Origin of the sequence: Saccharopolyspora erythraea NRRL 2338 (genome assembly GCF_000062885.1) — a bacterium.
In the GTDB taxonomy this organism is placed as follows: Bacteria; Actinomycetota; Actinomycetes; order Mycobacteriales; family Pseudonocardiaceae; genus Saccharopolyspora_D; species Saccharopolyspora_D erythraea.
This window is the reverse complement of the sequence record NC_009142.1, coordinates 1,933,184-1,950,484: the sequence shown is the minus strand read 5'-3', so window position 1 is coordinate 1,950,484 and position 17,301 is coordinate 1,933,184. Positions and strand designations below refer to the sequence as shown.

At 69.6% G+C, this 17,301-nt stretch carries 15 protein-coding genes and 1 pseudogene; 7 read left to right on the top strand and 9 right to left on the bottom strand.

What is annotated here, in order from left to right; all coding sequences use genetic code 11:
- Positions 1 to 44 precede the first annotated feature (44 nt).
- Positions 45 to 1,829, bottom strand: coding sequence for a Xaa-Pro dipeptidyl-peptidase (locus SACE_RS08705; RefSeq protein WP_009947369.1), 1,785 nt, complete (start codon positions 1,827 to 1,829; stop codon positions 45 to 47).
- 220 nt (positions 1,830 to 2,049) lie between these two features.
- Between SACE_RS08705 and SACE_RS08700 the strand changes: the two genes are divergently transcribed.
- Positions 2,050 to 2,349, top strand: a complete 300-nt coding sequence (locus tag SACE_RS08700) for a hypothetical protein (protein ID WP_009947370.1) — start codon at positions 2,050 to 2,052, stop codon at positions 2,347 to 2,349.
- An 8-nt stretch (positions 2,350 to 2,357) separates the two neighbouring features.
- Here SACE_RS08700 and SACE_RS08695 read toward each other — a convergent pair whose 3' ends face one another.
- Genes SACE_RS08695 through SACE_RS37475 form a run of 4 tightly spaced genes read right to left on the bottom strand, consistent with a single transcriptional unit; the run spans position 2,358 to position 5,203 of the window.
- Positions 2,358 to 3,116, bottom strand: a complete 759-nt coding sequence (locus SACE_RS08695) for an SDR family oxidoreductase (RefSeq protein WP_009947372.1) — start codon at positions 3,114 to 3,116, stop codon at positions 2,358 to 2,360.
- A gap of 48 nt (positions 3,117 to 3,164) precedes the next feature.
- Positions 3,165 to 4,097, bottom strand: coding sequence for an RNA polymerase sigma-70 factor (locus tag SACE_RS08690; protein ID WP_009947373.1), 933 nt, complete (start codon positions 4,095 to 4,097; stop codon positions 3,165 to 3,167).
- A 9-nt stretch (positions 4,098 to 4,106) separates the two neighbouring features.
- Positions 4,107 to 4,805, bottom strand: a complete 699-nt coding sequence (locus SACE_RS08685; protein ID WP_009947376.1) for a maleylpyruvate isomerase family mycothiol-dependent enzyme — start codon at positions 4,803 to 4,805, stop codon at positions 4,107 to 4,109.
- 26 nt (positions 4,806 to 4,831) lie between these two features.
- Positions 4,832 to 5,203 carry a hypothetical protein gene (locus SACE_RS37475; protein WP_143538095.1) on the bottom strand — a complete coding sequence of 124 codons (372 nt, stop codon included), beginning with the start codon at positions 5,201 to 5,203 and terminating at the stop codon, positions 4,832 to 4,834.
- Between the two features lie 262 nt (positions 5,204 to 5,465).
- Here SACE_RS37475 and SACE_RS38265 point away from each other — a divergent pair, with 262 nt between their 5' ends.
- On the top strand, positions 5,466 to 5,621 hold the full coding sequence (locus SACE_RS38265) for a hypothetical protein (RefSeq protein WP_009947377.1): 156 nt from the start codon (positions 5,466 to 5,468) through the stop codon (positions 5,619 to 5,621).
- A 37-nt stretch (positions 5,622 to 5,658) separates the two neighbouring features.
- Here SACE_RS38265 and SACE_RS08680 read toward each other — a convergent pair whose 3' ends face one another.
- The 4 genes from SACE_RS08680 to SACE_RS08665 form a co-directional block, all read right to left on the bottom strand.
- Positions 5,659 to 6,852: an erythromycin esterase family protein gene (locus SACE_RS08680; protein ID WP_009947378.1), complete on the bottom strand. Its 1,194-nt coding sequence runs from the start codon at positions 6,850 to 6,852 to the stop codon at positions 5,659 to 5,661.
- Between the two features lie 85 nt (positions 6,853 to 6,937).
- Positions 6,938 to 9,769, bottom strand: coding sequence for a vitamin B12-dependent ribonucleotide reductase (locus SACE_RS08675; protein ID WP_009947379.1), 2,832 nt, complete (start codon positions 9,767 to 9,769; stop codon positions 6,938 to 6,940).
- Between the two features lie 160 nt (positions 9,770 to 9,929).
- Positions 9,930 to 10,499, bottom strand: a complete 570-nt coding sequence (gene nrdR / locus SACE_RS08670; RefSeq protein ID WP_011873464.1) for a transcriptional regulator NrdR — start codon at positions 10,497 to 10,499, stop codon at positions 9,930 to 9,932.
- Between the two features lie 808 nt (positions 10,500 to 11,307).
- Positions 11,308 to 11,580, bottom strand: coding sequence for a LysM peptidoglycan-binding domain-containing protein (locus SACE_RS08665; protein ID WP_009947381.1), 273 nt, complete (start codon positions 11,578 to 11,580; stop codon positions 11,308 to 11,310).
- A 405-nt stretch (positions 11,581 to 11,985) separates the two neighbouring features.
- Here SACE_RS08665 and lexA point away from each other — a divergent pair, with 405 nt between their 5' ends.
- From lexA to istB, 5 genes and pseudogenes are all read left to right on the top strand, one after another.
- Positions 11,986 to 12,708 (top strand): transcriptional repressor LexA, encoded by a 723-nt coding sequence (lexA, locus tag SACE_RS08660; RefSeq protein ID WP_011873463.1) that lies wholly within the window; start codon positions 11,986 to 11,988, stop codon positions 12,706 to 12,708.
- A gap of 984 nt (positions 12,709 to 13,692) precedes the next feature.
- Positions 13,693 to 14,652 (top strand): annotated as a pseudogene (gene istA, locus SACE_RS08655) (IS21 family transposase); the annotation flags it as partial.
- Positions 14,653 to 14,701: 49 nt separating this feature from the next.
- On the top strand, positions 14,702 to 16,081 hold the full coding sequence (locus SACE_RS08650; RefSeq protein ID WP_011872920.1) for an IS256-like element ISSer2 family transposase: 1,380 nt from the start codon (positions 14,702 to 14,704) through the stop codon (positions 16,079 to 16,081).
- Between the two features lie 28 nt (positions 16,082 to 16,109).
- Complete coding sequence (locus SACE_RS08645; protein ID WP_009951672.1) at positions 16,110 to 16,421, top strand: Mu transposase domain-containing protein; 312 nt, start codon at positions 16,110 to 16,112, stop codon at positions 16,419 to 16,421.
- A complete protein-coding gene (istB, locus tag SACE_RS08640; protein ID WP_044547211.1) occupies positions 16,421 to 17,230 on the top strand; it encodes an IS21-like element helper ATPase IstB in 810 nt (269 codons plus the stop codon). The genes SACE_RS08645 and istB overlap by 1 nt, the downstream gene beginning before the upstream one ends.
- Positions 17,231 to 17,301: the final 71 nt, after the last annotated feature.

Here is a 17,301-nt window from a genome sequence, read left to right as displayed (position 1 = left end):
GGGGAACGTCCGCCCAACTCCTGGCGACCGTTCCCCCTGCTACCTCAGGACTCGCGGACCACCGGCAGGATCACCCGGCTGCGCTCCAGGTCGAGCGAGATGCCCGCACCCGGCTTCGGCCGCAGCGTGAAGTCGTGGTCGCTGGACAGCAGCACCACCCCCAGCCGGTGACCCGCCGCCACGACGTAGTCGTCAGGCTGCATCGCCACCTCGATCCGGTACTGCTTCCCCGGCTCGATCGGCGAGGTCCGGTCGATGGCGTCCCTGTTCTGCGGGTCGGTCCAGCCCCGGGTGACCACGGAGGTGCTGCCGTCGGGTGCCATGTCGACCAGCAGCGCGGTGACGTTGGCCGCCGGGCGGTCGAAGGTCAGCGCCAGGTCGGCGCGCACGGTGCCGCTCACCCGCACCGGTCGGGGCGTGGGCTCGCTGAAGTAGGCCAGCCGGTTCGGTGAACTCGGCGCCGCTGCCAGGTCCTCGGCGCGTTGCGCGGCGTCGTCGCGCAGGCTCTCCACCGCCCGGCTTCCCTCCCGCGCGAACGTCAGGCCACCGCGCTCTCCGCCGCCCGGGGTCGGGCGCATGATCACGTCGGCGGTTCCCGGAGCAGGCCATTCGGCCTCCTCGACCCAACTGCCGTCCTCGCGCTGGACGGTGGCCCGCGGCTCGCGCTCGACCCCGTTGTCCTGGTCGTAGAGGTACTTTGTGAACCAGCGGTTCACGGTGCGCAGCCACTCGTCCCGGCGCAGGGAGATCGGGTCGGTGTGCCCGGCCTGGTGCCACCAGATCTTGTGCGGCACGTCGTTGGCGCGCAGCGCCTCGTACCACTGCGCGGCCTGCTTGGTCTTGACGTTCCAGTCGTTGAGGCCGTGCGCCGACAGCACCGCGGCGCGGACCTTGCCGACGTCGTCGAGGTAGTTGCGCTCGTCCCAGAACGGGCTGTAGTCACCGGTGATGCGGTCCTGCTCAGCGGTGAGCCGGTCGATCACCGGCCCGCACGGTTCGCGGTCGGCCCTGGTGTGCACGTACTTCGCCAGGACGTCGGCGTCCTCGCCCTGGTACCCGCCGGGAGCCACCACGGCACCGTCCGCGCGGTAGTAGTCGTACCAGTTGGAGATCGCGCCGATCGGCACGATGGCCTCCAGGCCCTGCACGCCGGTGGTCGCAACGGCATTGGGCAGCGTCCCGTTGTAGGAGACACCCATCATGGCGACCTGGCCGGTCGACCACTTGGCGCGGGCGTTCCTGCCGTCGGCGAAGTGCCCCGCCGCACGGGCGTTGAGCCAGTCGACGACCGAGCGCGCGCCGATCGTCTCGTTCACCGCTCCGGTGGTCGGGCACCCGGTCGACTGGCCGGTGCCCAGCGACTCGCCGTAGACGACGGCGTAGCCGCGGGCGAGCAGGTAGTCCTCGTAGGCCCACTTGCCGGCCGCGGCCGTGGTCACCGCCATCCGCTCGGCGCGCTGCCCACCGGGCCGCGCGGAGTCCTGGGGCACGTGCAGTTCGGTGTCGACGTTGTGGTTCGGCACCTCGTTGCCACCGGCGAAGTACGGGCTCGCCTGGTAGACGACCGGCACCCGCAGTCCGCGCTCGGTCTCCTTCGGGCGCACTACCTGCAGGTGCACCTGGTCGTGCCTGCCGTCGCGGTCGCTGTCCACGGGGGCGGTCACCCACAGGTCCTCGCGCACCACCTGGGCGGGGTCGAAAACCGGCTGGGCCTCGCCGTCCTCGAAGACCGGCTTCTGCGGCGGGGCCGGGGCCGCCGTGGCCGGCAGGGCGGAAAGCGGCAGTGCGCACACCACCGCGAGCAGGCTGATCCGAGCGCGCCGCTTCACAGGCTCTCCCGAAAGGCATGTCTGACGAGGACATCGACATCAAGACCTTTGCCAGCGCGGCGGGCAAAGTCAATTCACCGGGCACGGCGGGTTTACGCCAGAACGGCGGAGGCCGAGGTGGGAGATGGCCACGCGGAAGTCCAGCGGCTCGAAAGGGCCGGCAGGGACGCGGAAGAAGTAGAGTCGGCATCACTCGTCTGCACATGCGAAGGAGCTGCTCATGAGCACCGTTGCGGCCGGCGCGCTGACATCGGCAGGACTCGTCGGCGGATTCGCGGTCGCCCAGGCCACCACGCACCGGTACCTGGGCGGTGTGGTGGCGGCGGGCGCCGGACTGGGCGCGATGCGGATCTGCCACCGCAACGCGGGCCTCGGCCGCGCGCTGCTGCTCGGCGGTTCCTACGCGGCGGCGCTGGCCGGATCGCACCCGCTGGCCAAGAAGGTCGGGGCGTGGCCGTCGGTGTTCACGGTGACCGCTGCGACCGCGGTCGCAGCGGGTGTGCTGGCGCGGAAGCGGTAGGGCGGCCTTCACGTCCGGGCGGCCAGGTAGTCGGCGAAGGTGACGCGACCGACGGCCCGCTCGGGCGCGAGATGTCCGCCGCGCCGGTACGCCGCCGAGATCGCGCCCGGTACCCGCACCGGCAACACCAACCGGCGGCGGCCGGTCGCGCGCAGGTACTCCCGCGTCAGGTCGCGGTGCGAGCGGATCTCCGGTCCGCCCATGTCCGGCACGCGCCCGGCGGGTTCGCCCACCGCCAGCTCCGCCAGGCGTACGGCCACCTCACCGACGTCGACCGGCTGGAAGGCGGCGCCGCCGAGCGTCAGGTTCACCGGTGAGCGCGCCTGCAACGACGCGATCCTGGCGATGAGGTCGTGGAACTGCGTCGTGCGCAGGATCGTCCACGGCAGGCCGGATACCGTGAGCATCCGCTCGACTTCCAGCTTCGCCCGGTAGTACGGCAACGGCACCCGGTCGACGCCGACGATCGAGATGTACACGATGTGGGGATTTCCGTGGCGCCGTGCGGCGTCTACCAGAGTCCGCGCGGTAGCGACGTCCGCACGTCCGAGCGTGGTGGCGCAGTGGACGATCGCGGCGACTCCCGACACCGCGGCATCCACGCCGGTTCCGCGCCGCAAGTCACCGGTCACCCGTTCGAACAAGCTCTGCTCGGGACTGCTGCGACGACTCAGCACGCGGACGTCACGACCCGCGTCGAGCAGCTCGCGCACCACCACCCTGCCGAGTGTGCCGGTGCCTCCGGTGACCAGGATCGGTTCTCGCACAGGTCTTTCCTCCCGGACGGCCGGGTTCCGCGACCCGGTGAAAATCGGTCACCTGTGAGAACCGGGCGACACCGCGGGATGTGACACGGCAGCGGACTGACGAGCGATGAACGCCAGCTTGTCCGGGTTCGCGATGATGCGCAGGGCGCTGATCCGCTCGGCGGAGAACTCCGGTACGAGCACCCCGCGCACAGCGCCGTCGACCAGCGCGAGTACCGCGGGGACGCCGTTCACCTCGTCGAACACGACGTCCACGCCGGCGGCGAACCGGGTGAGCCCGCCGGCGAGATAGCGGGCGACCCGGTCGCGTCCCAGCACCGGGCGCCGGGCCGTGCCGACCCGTCCGCCGCCATCGGCCCACGACATGACGTCCGCGGTGAGCAGCTGCTCGAGACCGCGGAGGTCGCCTGCGCGAGCGGCCGCCATGAACCGCGCGACGAGATCTCGCCAGCGCGCCCGGTCCTCGTCGGAGATCTCCGATGCCGAGGCAGCCTCCGCGTCTTCGAGCGACGCGCGTGCACGGCGGTGGATCTGCCGCGAGTTGGCCTCGGTGGTGCCGAGGACCTCGGCGACCTCGCGGTGGCCGTATCCGAACGCCTCCCGAAGGACGTAAACGGCACGTTCGGCGGGCTTGAGGCGTTCGAGGAGGACCAGCAGCGCCAGCGACACCGATTCCCGCTGCTCCGCCGTTTCCAGTGGTCCCAGCGCGCCGGTCGTCGTCAGCACCGGTTCCGGCAGCCACTGACCGACGTAGCGTTCGCGGCGCACCCGCGCGGAGGACAGCCGGTTCAGCGCGAGGTTGGTGACAACCTTGGCGAGCCAGGCCCACGGGTTCCGCACCGCCGCGCGGTCCGCGCCCTGCCACCGCAGGAAAGCGTCTTGGACGACGTCCTCAGCGTCCTGGGCCGAGCCCAGCAACCGGTAGGCCAGCCCGAACATGCGCGGGCGCAGCGCTTCGAACTCGTCGGTCTCCGGAGCCACCGGTGCGCCTCACGGCCAAGGGCCGAGCTGCGCGACCGCACCGCTGCTGCTGACCAGCGGTCCCGTCGGCGTACGGCCCGCCATCCACGCGGTCAAGTCGGTGAGCGCGCCGCGCACCTCGACCGGCTCGCCGCTGCCCCACTGCCGCCGCAGGTCGGAGTCGTCGGGGCGGAGGGTCAATGCCATGCCATCCGGTACCCGGGGAGCCAGGAAGTCCAGGGCGTGCGCGCAGAAGTCCGGGGACCAGTCGGCGACCCCGCGGCCGAGTGCCAGATCGGCGGCGTGGATCTCGACCTCGCGCCACCTGCAGTGCAGGACGTCGAGAAGCACGCCGTCGCGGTAGGTCACCGGACGCTGCCAGTCTTCGGAGTCCACCTGCTTCCAGGCGTTGTCGAGCTCATCGGCCGACTCGACGACCGCAGCACGCAGATCGGCCGCCGACCGTCCGGCGCCTGCCTCGATCGACGCGTTCCGCGCAGGACGGCCGCCCTCGTAGACCTCGACGAGGCGTCCCCGCAGCGCGTGTTCGGTCACCCGGGTGAACGCGCGGGCCAGGTCGGCGAGATGGGTGAGGACGTGGCCGCGCGACCAACCCGGCAGCGCCGAGTCGCCGCGCGCCTGCGCGTCGGTGAGCTCTTCCACGAGCGCGGCGATGCGGGCGTGGCCCTCGCGGACCTCGGCGACGACGTCTTCGGTGCTCAGGGACATCCGGGCTCCTGTTCAGCCTGCCGCCTTCACGAGTGGGCGGTGCATCCGAGAATAGCGATCAGTGGGGCCTGCCCGGTGCGGTTTCCGGTTCCTCCATCACGATCAGCGTTCGTCCACAGTGTCCTCATTGGCGTTTCGCCGCTCGGGCGAGCAGATAGCGCAGGGATCAGATGGTGCACGGGCACGAGGAGCGGCCAGAGGAAGCGGCTGGCACGGCGGTGGTGCTCGACGAACGTGGCTTGAACGACCGACGCCGGCCGCACGCGCAGCACGAGGTTTGCCCGCAGTCCGACGCGCCACTCCACTTCGAGGCGGATGCACTCCGGCTCGCTGTCCGCGATCCGCCACACCGCCACGTGCGCCGGCGAACCGCGCCGACCGAGCTTCGCGCCGAACAACCTCCAGCCGAACCGGACGAACGCCCTGACCGGCGCCGGAGCCCCTTCGAAGGCGTCGCGAATCCACCGTTGCGCGTCGGCCTGCCCGGCCTCGCCGACGCTGAGCCGACGTGTCCCGCGCGAACCTCTACCGCTACTTCACCAGCAAGCGCGACCTCTTCGCCGCGGTCTACCGGCGAGCGGCCGACGACCTGCTGGCGCGGACGAAGGTCGACCTCACCCGCCCGGTGGCCGAACAGGTGTCGACCTGCCCCAGGAGGTCGTGTCGGCCACCCTGCACGCCGGGCTGGTGTTCGTTCGCTCCATCTGCGTGGAATGGCTGGCGCACGAGAGCTTCTCACGATCGGAGCTGCGCGAGCTGTGCATCGGCGCGCTGTTCGGCGCCCTGCATGCGGTTGGCGGGGTTCAGCGGAGCTGACCGCTCCCAGTCGTCACGGTCGAGCAGCCCTTGCGGCTCAGCGTTCGGTGGGGTTGGCCGGACGGTCGGCCGCGCCGTGGGCTGGGGTGATCTGACGGACGTGGACGATGGCGTCAAACGCCTGCCGAGGGTCGAGGTCGACCAACACGTTCTGGGCGCACATGGCCGTGGCCGCGGCGATGGTCTCCGGCGGGATGCGGCGCAGGTCCACGAGGTGGTGCGGGAGCTCGGCCGCGTCCAGGACCGCGTCCAGGGAGTGGGGTGGCGGTGCGGATGCACCGTCCGGAGCGGAGAAGCGCCTGGACGGGTCTGCACCGAGGTCGAGATCGGGCACGGGCCCGGCCCCGCGGGTGGTGCCGATGACGACCAGGTCATCGCCCAACACGGGTGTCAGGAGGCTTCCGATCGGAGCGGTGCCGTCGAAGGACACCGCGCGTTGCAGGTGGACGTTGTGGGCGCCGACAACGATGCGGTCCTCCCGGTCGAGGATCCACCGGAGGTTCTCGGCCATGACCTCGTTGCGCAGGTTGCGGCCGGGGGCCGGGTAGAGGCCGTGCGCGAGGAACTCGACCACCCGCTGCGCGCCGCGGGCGCACTGCAACGCGAGATCGTCGCCGACCGCGCTCGCCCGCGCGGCGAGCTCGCCGATTCCGCGGGCAAGCCCTGCCGGCGCACCGGTCGCACCTCGCGCGTCCGGGGAGGGCGCACCGGTGGGTTCGCCCAGATCAGCGGCGGCCAGCAGTTCCCGATCCCCGGGCATGGGATCGAGTCTTGCGAGACAGGCAGCAACTCCGGGACCTGGGTTGGCGCACCAGCCCGGCACATCCATGCCGTAGAAGCCCACCGTGTGCCTGCCGGCGGCGTTCCAGTCCCGCATCCACCGCAGTTGGGCGTGCATCTCCTCACACCGGCCGAACGCGTAGGTGATGCCGCGGCGTGCGATCTCGGCGAGATCGCCGAGCCCTCCGCGCACCCAGTCGTCGACCAGCAGGCCCTCCGGCAGGCCTGACTCCAGGACGAACGCGGAGAACCCGAGCTCCCGCACGAGGAAACGCAGCACGCGGTCGCGCAGCCGGTAGAACTCAGAGGCGAAGTGCACGCTCTCGCCGAGGCAGACCACTCGCGCGTCGCCGACCACATCCCGCAGCACCTGCAGGTCCGAGTCGTCACCAGCGGCGGGGTCCAGGGTGTGCAACGGGAACACGACATCACGGATCGACGCTGCCGCCATCGCCCAGTCCAGTCCTTCCAGGCCGATGCGAGAGGGGAGCCGGCCAGATCGGCGGACTCCCCTCACACCGCACGTTATCCGGCTGTCAGCTGCAGCCGGAGGTCGAGCCGCAGCCCTCGCACAGGTAGCAGGAGCCCGACGGGCGCATCTTCGTGCCGCAGGTCATGCACAGCGGAGCGTCCGCGGCCTTGCCGAGCCGCAGCTCCAGCAGCTCGGTCGAGCTGCCGACGCGCTTGTCGTCGTCACCGTCCTCCTCGGACTCCCGGGCCTCCCTGGCCGAGGAGTCCACCGTGGACCGCAGCGTGTCCAGGTCGACGCCGTCGTCGTCCGAGGAACCGGACTCGTCGTAGCCGTTGACCTGCGCGGTGCGCTCCTCGATGGTGAAGATGCCCAGCTGCGCCCGCTTCTCGTACGGCAGGTAGTCCAGGGCCAGCCGCCGGAACAGGTAGTCCAGCACGCTGCTGGCCATCCGCACGTCCGGGTCGTCGGTCATGCCCGCCGGCTCGAACCGCAGGTTCTGGAACTTCGAGACGTAGAACTCCAGCGGGATGCCGTACTGCAGACCCACCGAGATCGACATCGAGAAGGCGTCCATCACACCGGCCAGGGTCGAACCCTGCTTGCCCAGCTTGACGAAGATCTCGCCGAGACCGTCGTCGGGGTAGGAGCCCGCGTGCAGGTAGCCCTCGGCACCACCGACGGTGAACGACACCGTCTGGCTCGGGCGCTTCTTCGGCAGGCGCTTGCGGACCGGGCGGTACTCGATCTGCTTCTCGACCGCCTTCTCCGACTCGCCCTTGTCGCCCTTGCCCGCCGACAGCGGCTGGCCGACCTTGCAGTTGTCGCGGTAGATCGCCAGCGCCTTCAGGCCCAGCTTCCAGCCCTCGAAGTAGATCTCCTCGACGTCGGCGACGCTGGCCGACTCCGGCATGTTCACCGTCTTGGAGATCGCGCCAGACAGGAACGGCTGCACCGCGGCCATCATCCGAACGTGGCCCATGGGAGCGATCGAACGCTGGCCCATCGCGCAGTCGAAGACCTCGTAGTGCTCCGGGCGCAGCCCCGGCGCGTCGACGACGTGGCCGTGCTCGGCGATGTACTCGACGACCGCCTCGATCTGCTCCTGCTGGTAGCCCAGCGCCTTCAGCGCCCGCGGCACCGTCTGGTTGACGATCTGCATCGAGCCGCCGCCGACCAGCTTCTTGAACTTCACCAGCGCCAGGTCGGGCTCGATACCGGTGGTGTCGCAGTCCATCATCAGGCCGATGGTGCCGGTGGGGGCCAGCACCGACGCCTGCGCGTTGCGCCAGCCGTCGCGGGCACCGATCTCCAGGCCCTCCTGCCACACCTTCGTCGCCAGCTTGTGCACCGCGACGTCGTTCTTGTGGTAGGTGCGCACCAGGTCGTTGGCCGCCGCGTGCTTGCGCATGACCCGCTGGTGGGCGTCGGCGTTGCGGGCGTAGCCCTCGTACGGGCCGACCGCACCGGCCAGCTCCGCCGAACGCTTGTAGGCGGTACCGGTCATCAGCGAGGTGATCGCCGCCGCCAGCGCCCGGCCGCCGTCGGAGTCGTAGGCGTGGCCGGTGGCCATCAGCAGCGCGCCGAGGTTGGCGTAGCCGATGCCGAGCTGGCGGAACTTGCGGGTGGTGTCGCCGATCGCCTCGGTCGGGAAGTCGGCGAAGGAGATCGAGATGTCCATCGCGGTGATGACGAACTCGACGGTCTTCTCGAACAGCTCCGCGTCGAAGGTCAGGTCCTCGCGCAGGAACTTCATCAGGTTCAGCGACGCGAGGTTGCAGCTGGAGTTGTCCAGGTGCATGTACTCCGAGCACGGGTTGGACGCCGAGATCCGGCCCGTCTCCGGCGAGGTGTGCCAGTCGTTGATGGTGTCGTCGTACTGGATGCCCGGGTCGGCGCACTCCCACGCGGCCTTGGCGACCTTGCGGAACAGCTCCCGCGCGCCGACCGACTCGATGACCGAGCCGTCGGTGCGCGAACGCAGGCCGAACTTGCCGTCGCTCTCCACCGCGCGCATGAACTCGTCGGAGACCCGGACCGAGTTGTTGGCGTTCTGGTACTGCACCGACGCGCTGTCGGCGCCGCCGAGGTCCATGTCGAAGCCCGCGTCCCGCAGCGCGCGGATCTTGTGCTCCTCCTTGGCCTTGGTCTCGATGAACTCCTCGATGTCGGGGTGGTCGACGTCGAGCACGACCATCTTCGCCGCCCGCCGGGTGGCGCCACCGGACTTGATGGTGCCGGCGGAGGCGTCCGCGCCGCGCATGAACGACACCGGCCCCGAGGCGGTGCCACCGGAGGACAGCAGCTCCCGCGACGAACGGATCCGGGACAGGTTCAGGCCGGCGCCGGAACCGCCCTTGAAGATCAGGCCCTCTTCCTTGTACCAGTTGAGGATCGACTCCATCGTGTCGTCGACGGAGAGGATGAAGCAGGCCGAGACCTGCTGCCGCGAACTGGTCCCGACGTTGAACCACACCGGGGAGTTGAAGCTGAACACCTGGTGCATCAGCATCCAGGTCAGCTCGTGCTCGAAGATCTCCGCGTCGGCCTCGGTGGCGAAGTAGCCGTGCTCCACACCGTTGCGGACGTAGGTCTTGACCACCCGGTCGATCAGCTGCCGGAGGCTGTTCTCACGCTTGTCGCTGCCCACCGCGCCGCGGAAGTACTTGCTGGTCACGATGTTGACCGCGTTCAGCGACCAGAACTCGGGGAACTCGACCCCGCGCTGCTCGAAGTTGACCGAGCCGTCCCGCCAGTTCGTCATCACCACGTCGCGGCGCTCCCACGTCACCTCGTCGTAGGGATGCACCCCCTCGGTGGTGTAGACGCGCTGCACCCGGATGCCCTGCTTCCGGGCACCTGTGTCCGGCTCCCCCGCAGCACCGACGGTCTCTGTCATGACCTGACCCTCTTCCTTGTCGCTCACTGGTCGTGCGTTGCCCCCGTCCGGGCTCCCCGTCCGGTTCGGTCGCGTCTCACTGTCGCGTCGCGCCCCACCGAGGGGCGCCGACCGCCGCCGGAGTCCCGCCGCCCCTCGGCGGGATGTCCGTCGGCGTGGCTTACTCACTGCTCTTCTCCGCCTTCACACCTTCGGGATCACCCGATCCAGCTGCCTGCCCGTTCCCCGCCTTGCTCTCGGGGCCGCCTTGGGCGGCTTCGGGACCCTCCGGGAGCCGCGCGGCTCCGCGCAGCGACCGCAGATCGGCGATCTCCTTCTCGAAGTCCTCCACCGAGGAGAACGCCCGGTACACGCTGGCGAAGCGGAGGTAGGCCACCTCGTCCAGCTCGCGCAGCGGTCCGAGGATCGCCAGCCCGACCTCGTGGCTGGGCAGCTCCGACACACCCAGCGAGCGCACGGTGTCCTCCACCTGGTGCGCGAGCTGCTGCAGCGCGTCTTCCTCCACCGGACGGCCCTGGCACGCCCGGGCGACGCCGCGGACGACCTTCTCCCGGCTGAAAGGCTCGGTGACGCCGGAGCGCTTGACCACCGAGAGCACGAGCTCCTCGATCGTGGTGAACCTGCGGCCGCAGCCAGAGCAGGACCGCCGTCGCCGGATCGCCTGGCCGTCCTCGACTTCCCGGGAGTCGACGACCCGCGAATCATCACCACGGCAGAATGGGCACCGCACCGGCACTCACCCCCCTTCCCCAGTACCACGCGCGCACGCCCGGAAGCGGTGCGCGACACTCACTGTCCGTGGACGGACAGATACCCCGCAGGCCCAACCTGTGGAGTAAACACATCGACGTAACTACTAGATGTTGTGGTCGACTCTAAACCTGCCCGAACGGCGAAGCAAACCGGGGTGACCTTCGCGCGACGGCCCGGCGAACAACGCCGACGACCCGGGGGAACGACCTGGAGGGGCGGTCCGGCGGGGGTCGCAGCGGCGGCCCGGAGGGGCGGGCCCGAGGGGCCGAGACAGTGGCCTGGAGGGCACCGAAGCGGCACCCCGGAAGGAAGGCGCGGGGGACCGACGCGGCGACCCGGGGCTCCGAGGCGGCGGCCGCAGCGGGGACCCGCAGTGCCGGATGGAGCGCGACCGAGGGCCCCCGGCGGAGGCCGGCAGGCGGCTCGCGGAGACTGGATCCCGGAAGGCGAACCGGCGCCGTGGAGCTCGGGCCCGATGGGGACCGCGAGAGCGGCGCGGAGGCAGACACCCGAGTGACTTGACGGTCGCGTACGAGGACGGCGCATCGGCGCTTGAGCGCCTGTGGACGGCCAGCCGGGACTGAGCGCGGAGTTTGCGAATCCGTCATCGGCACGGGCAGGGAACCGCGAACCCGCACTCGCCGACGCCCATCCGCCTGGCGAAGCTGGGCGCTACGACAGGGCGTTTCTGATCGAACTCCGAGCAACCGCACAGGCTGATCGGAACTGACGCTCCTCCTGTGCGCGACACACGTTCACGTGACACCCGATCGGGCGCAAAACCCTCACGGTCTTTCCATCGGCACCACCAGGGGCCGACCCACCTCCGCCGTCACGCCGTTCAGCCCGTTCATCTGCGCGATCCGGTCGACGACCAGGCGAGGGTCGCTGGCGGGCGCGAACCTCTCCGCCAACCCCCAGAGGGTGTCGCCCGTCCGCACCTGCACGACGGCGGTGCCGGCCGGCACCGGCTCATCACCCATCCCGCTACCGGGCCCGACGAGACCGACCAGCAGAACCATGAGGAACGTGAACGCACCGACCGAGGCCAGGCACATCCACTCCCCCGCGAGCCGAGACCCGCCCGCGGCGCGCGCACGCGGGAGCCGCCCAGTCCGAGAACGGCGGTCGTGGCGCGGTACGCCACGCCACCGGACGACAGCACGCCCCGATTCCGGCGGCGCACCACCCTCCTGACCAGCAGTTCGACCTTCGGCCGAGCGTGTCCGCGCCGTCGCATCGAGCAACACCGCCATGGCGCCTCCCGCACACGTTGATCAAGATCGAATGGATGTTCGATCGAACCTGCGTGCGATTGTGTACCAAGAGTGCCGCCAAAAGCGAGCCTTTCGAGCCAAAATTAACTCGAACAGGTGTTTGATCTCTGCCTATGTCCCGTCTACTGTGGAAACTGACACCAGCAAGGCGCAATCGACCCGCGAACACGAAACCTGGAGGCAGTGGTGGCGAGTGATGCGACCGGTTCGATCAAGGGCGCCGTGCGCGACGTCGACAGCGCGGAGGCCGACGTGCACACGCTGCCGGAGCAGCCGAACGGCACCGAGGAGCTCAGCGAGCGGCAGCTGAAGGTGCTCGACGCCATCCGCGACTGGATGCGCGACCACGGTTACCCGCCGAGCGTCCGCGAGATCGGTGACGCCGTGGGGCTCACCTCGACCTCTTCGGTGGCCTACCAGCTCCGGGTGCTGGAGCGGAAGGGCTACCTGCGGCGCGACCCGCACCGCCCGCGCACCGTCGGTGTGCTGGTGGCGGGCGGCGAGCAGAACGGCGGAGACCTGGGCGCTCAGACCAAGCCGACCTACGTGCCGGTGGTCGGGCGAATCGCGGCGGGCGGTCCGATCCTCGCCGAGGAGTCGATCGAGGACGTCTTCCCGCTGCCGAAGGAAATCGTCGGCGAGGGCTCGCTGTTCCTGCTGCAGGTCGTCGGCGACTCGATGATCGACCTGGCGATCACCGACGGCGACTGGGTGGCGGTCAGGCAGCAGCCGGACGCCGAGAACGGCGACGTCGTCGCGGCGATGATCGAGGGTGAGGCGACCGTCAAGACGTTCAAGCGGACCGAGGACCACGTCTGGCTCGTTCCGCACAACCAGGCCTACGAGCCCATCCTCGGCGACGACGCGACCATCCTGGGCAAGGTCGTCGCGGTCCTGCGCAGGCTCTGACGACCGCGGCCGTGCCGGGCACCGGCGGGTGCTGTGGGGGCCTGGCGGGGTGATGCCGGGCGGGTCGGTTGGCTGTCGGGCCGGTCGGCCGACGGGGCGGTGGATGGCGGGGCGGAGCTGAGGGGGCGGGGCTTCGCTGGGTTGGCTTGGGGCTGGCTTGGCGGAACCTTGGCCGGCTGAGGCTGGACTGAAGCTGGCTTGGCTGCACGAACTTGCAGCGGCTCGGCCGAATGGAGCTGGGGCGGGTTTCGCAGCGACTTGGCTGAACAGACCCGGGCGGACGTGGCAGCGGCCCGGCTGAACAGAGCTGGGGGGTCTATCTGGCACTGGGGCTGGGCTGGTCCGCATCGAGTTTGGCGGCGGCTCGGCTAAGGCGACCTCGGCGGCTTTCAGCGGCTCGGCTAGATAGAGCTGAGCTGGGTTGGCGGCGACTCGGCCGAGTCAAGCTGGGGCGGGTTCGGCAGCGACTTGGCTGAGCGGAGCTGGGCGGGTTTTCAGCTCGGCCAAACGAGCTGGGGCGAAATTCTACCTGGAGCTGAGCTGGGCCTCAGTTGGGTTTGGCGGCGGCTGAGCTGGGCTGACGCTGGGGGAATGCCGGTTTACCTGGGCTGGGAGTAGCTGGGTTGGGCTCGCTGGGTGGCTTTGGCTGGGGTTGACCTTCAGCGGCTCGGATCCGCTGGCCGGTGGGCAATGCTTTGTGGCCTTGTCATCGGAGCCGGCTGCGGAGCGCAACGCGCATGTTGCGACCTCGTGGGCATCGTTCGGTCCCGCGCCACTCTCTCGGCAGCGGCTTATGGACTTGCTGTGCCGGGCTAGCAGCGCCTATGAAGCTGCGCAGCAGCGGGCGAGCGCTCCCAGCTGGTGCAACTGCATCACGGTGCCGTGGTGGTACTGAGAGGTGCCGCGGTGGCGCGTGTCGCGGACGGGTGAATCCTGACCCGGTGTGGGCGGGCGAAATCGGACCCACTCCCTGACAAGTAGGGAGTGATCAGCGTGGAGGACTGGGCAGAGATCCGTCGGTTGCATCGGTGTGAGGGCATGCCGATTCGGGCGATCGTCCGGAAGCTGGGTGTCGGGCGGAACACGGTGCGGCGGGCGTTGGCTTCGGAGGGGCCGCCGCGGTATCAGCGGCCGTCGAAGGGCTCGGTCGTGGATGCGGTGGAGCCGCAGATCCGGGCGTTGTTGGCGGAGTGGCCGACGATGCCGGTGCCGGTGATCGCCGAGAGGATCGGCTGGCTGCGGGGCCTGACGGTGCTCAAGGACCGGGTGCGGGAGTTGCGCCCGTTGTTCCTGCCGCCTGATCCGGTGTCGCGGACGGTGTATCAGCCCGGTGAGCTGGCCCAATGCGACCTGTGGTTCCCGCCGGTCGATATCCCGCTGGGGTTCGGGCAGGTGGGGCGGCCGCCGGTGCTGGTGATGGTGTCGGGCTATTCGCGGGTGATCGCCGCGAGGTTGATCCCGTCGCGGCAGGGCCCGGATCTGCTGGCCGGGCACTGGGCGCTGTTGTCGGGGTGGGGGCGGGTGCCCAAGACGCTGGTGTGGGACAACGAGTCCGCGGTCGGGTTCCGCAAGGCCGGGCGGCCGGTGCTGACCGAGGCGATGAACGCTTTTCGCGGGACGCTCGGGATCGCGGTGATCCAATGCCGGCCGGGTGACCCGGAGGCCAAGGGTCTGGTGGAGCGGGCCAATGGCTATCTGGAGACCTCGTTTCTGCCCGGCCGCAGCTTCACCTCACCGGCTGACTTCAACGCGCAGCTGGCCGGCTGGCTGACGCGGGCCAACCGCCGCCACCACCGCGTCCTGGGATGCAAACCGACCGACCGGTGGGAGCACGACCGGCACGCCATGTTGGCCTTGCCGCCGGTGGCCCCGGTGGTGGGTTGGCATGCCGGTATCCGGCTGCCGCGTGATCACTACGTTCGGTTGGGCGCCAACGACTGGGCGTGTCAGGTGGGTTGTGTACAAGATCCGATAGTTGATGGAGTACGCACCGATGGGCACGCGTGATTCGCAGCAGCAGGAAGGACATCCGTTCGGGACGGCCGCACAGCCCTCGTCAGCGCGGGACGCGGTCAATGAGATGATCGAGGCAGGCCTGCTCGATGGGGTGATGGACACCGTCGACCGGGGCGGGCTGGCGTTGACCGGGCAGGGCGGGTTTTTGCCCGAGCTGGTCAAAGCCGTGCTCGAGCGGGGTTTGCAGACCGAGATGGCCGATCACCTCGGGTATGACAAGGGGGATCCGGCCGGGCGGGGCAGCCCGAACTCCCGCAACGGTGCCAGCGGTAAGACGATCTCGACCGAGGTCGGCGAGGTCGATCTGGAGGTGCCCCGCGACCGGGCGGGCTCGTTCGAGCCGCGGCTGGTGCCCAAGGGGTCGCGGCGGGCCGGCGGCCTGGACGAGATCATCATCTCGCTGTACGCGGGCGGGATGACCGTCCGCGACATCCAGCACCACCTGCAGCGCACCTACGGCACCGAGCTCTCCCACGAGACGATCTCCAAGATCACCGACACGGTGCTCGAGGAGGTCACGGCCTGGCAGTCGAGGCCGCTGGAAGAGATCTACCCGATCATCTACCTGGATGCCCTGGTGGTGAAGGTGCGTGACGGCCACCAGGTCCGCAACCGCTCCGCCCACATCGCCGTCGGTGTCGATCTCGACGGCGTCAAACACGTCCTCGGGATCTGGATCCAGGCCTCCGAAGGGGCGAAGTTCTGGGCCGGGGTGTGTGCCGAGCTGCGCAACCGCGGCGTCAAAGACGTCCTGATCGTCTGCTGCGACGGCCTGCCCGGGTTGCCGGAGGCGATCGAGGCGACCTGGCCGTCCTCGACGGTGCAGACCTGCACGGTGCATCTGATCCGGGCGGCGATGCGGTTCGTCTCGTATCAGGACCGCAAGAAGGTCGCTGCGGCGTTGAAACCGATCTACACCGCGCCCACCGCCCAGGCCGCCGAGACCGCCCTGCTGGAGTTCGCCGAGTCCGACCTCGGCCGCAAGTATCCGGCCGCCGTGCGGACCTGGGAAAACGCGTGGGAACGGTTCATCCCGTTCCTGGAGTTCCCGCCCGAAGTCCGCAAGATCATCTACACCACGAACTCGATCGAGTCACTGAACTACCAACTCCGCAAGATCATCAAAAACCGCGGGCACTTCCCCTCCGACGACGCGGTGATCAAGCTGTTGTGGCTGGCCATCCGCGACATCGAAGACAAACGCGCCCGACAACGCGACAAACAACGCGGACTACCCACCCACCAGCGCAACGCCCCCGCACGCCTGGTCGAAGGCGCCACCGTCCAAGGCTGGAAACAAGCCCTCGGCGCACTCGCCCTGCACTTCCCCGACCGCCTCGACCCCTACCTCAACTGACCCACCCAAAGTCCTATACACAAACCACTTGACAGGCTCCAACGACTACTCGGTGCACCCGTCGGCGATCGGTCACCGCGTCGAGATCACCGGCGATCTCGACACGGTGACCGTGACCTGCCAGGGCCGCCTGGTCGCCCGGCATGACCGGTGCTGGGCAGTGCACCAGAGCATCACCGATCCCGATCACGCCACCGCCGCGGCCAGGCTGCGTCACCAGGCCTGCCGGGCCAGCCTGCGTCCGGTCGACACACCCGTCGAGCACCGCGAGCTGGCCGACTACGACCGCGCACTCGGCCTCGACACAGCCGCCACCGCCGAGGGCCAAGGGGTGGCGTGATGCCCGGCAAACCCACTACCACCAGCAGCAACAGTCGCAACGTGGCTTCCGAGATCGCCTACTTCGCCCGGGCATTGAAGGCACCGTCGCTGGCCGGGGCGGTCGAGCGGCTGGCTGAACGAGCCCGGGCCGAGGACTGGTCCCACGAGGAGTTCCTGGCGGCCTGCCTGCAACGCGAGGTCGCCGCCCGCGAATCCCACGGCGGCGAGGGCCGCATCCGCACCGCCCGGTTCCCGAGCAGGAAGTCGCTGGAGGAGTTCGATTTCGATCACCAACGCTCCCTCAAACGCGACACGATCACACATCTCGGGACACTGGACTTCATCGCGGGCAAGGAAAACGTGGTCTTCCTCGGGCCTCCCGGCACCGGCAAGACCCACCTGTCGATCGGACTCGGGATCCGGGCCTGCCAGGCCGGACACCGCGTCTCGTTTGCCACCGCCGCCGGGTGGGTAGCCCGGCTCGCCGAGGCCAGCCACGCCGGACGACTCCAGCAGGAACTGGTCAAACTCGGCCGGATCCCGCTACTGATCATCGACGAGGTCGGCTACATCCCGTTCGAAGCCGAAGCCGCGAACCTGTTCTTCCAGCTGGTCTCCGCCCGCTACGAGAGAGCCAGCCTGATCGTCACCAGCAACAAACCCTTCGGCCGCTGGGGCGAGGTCTTCGGCGACGACGTCGTCGCCGCCGCCATGATCGACCGCCTCGTGCACCACGCCGAAGTCATCTCACTGAAAGGAGACAGCTACCGCCTCAAAGACCGCCAAGACCTCGGCCGCGTGCCCGCGGCCACCAACACCAACGACTAAACATCAACAACCAGGGTGGGTCCATTTTCAGCCGCCGCAGCCGGGTCCACATTCGGCCGCCGTTGACAGCG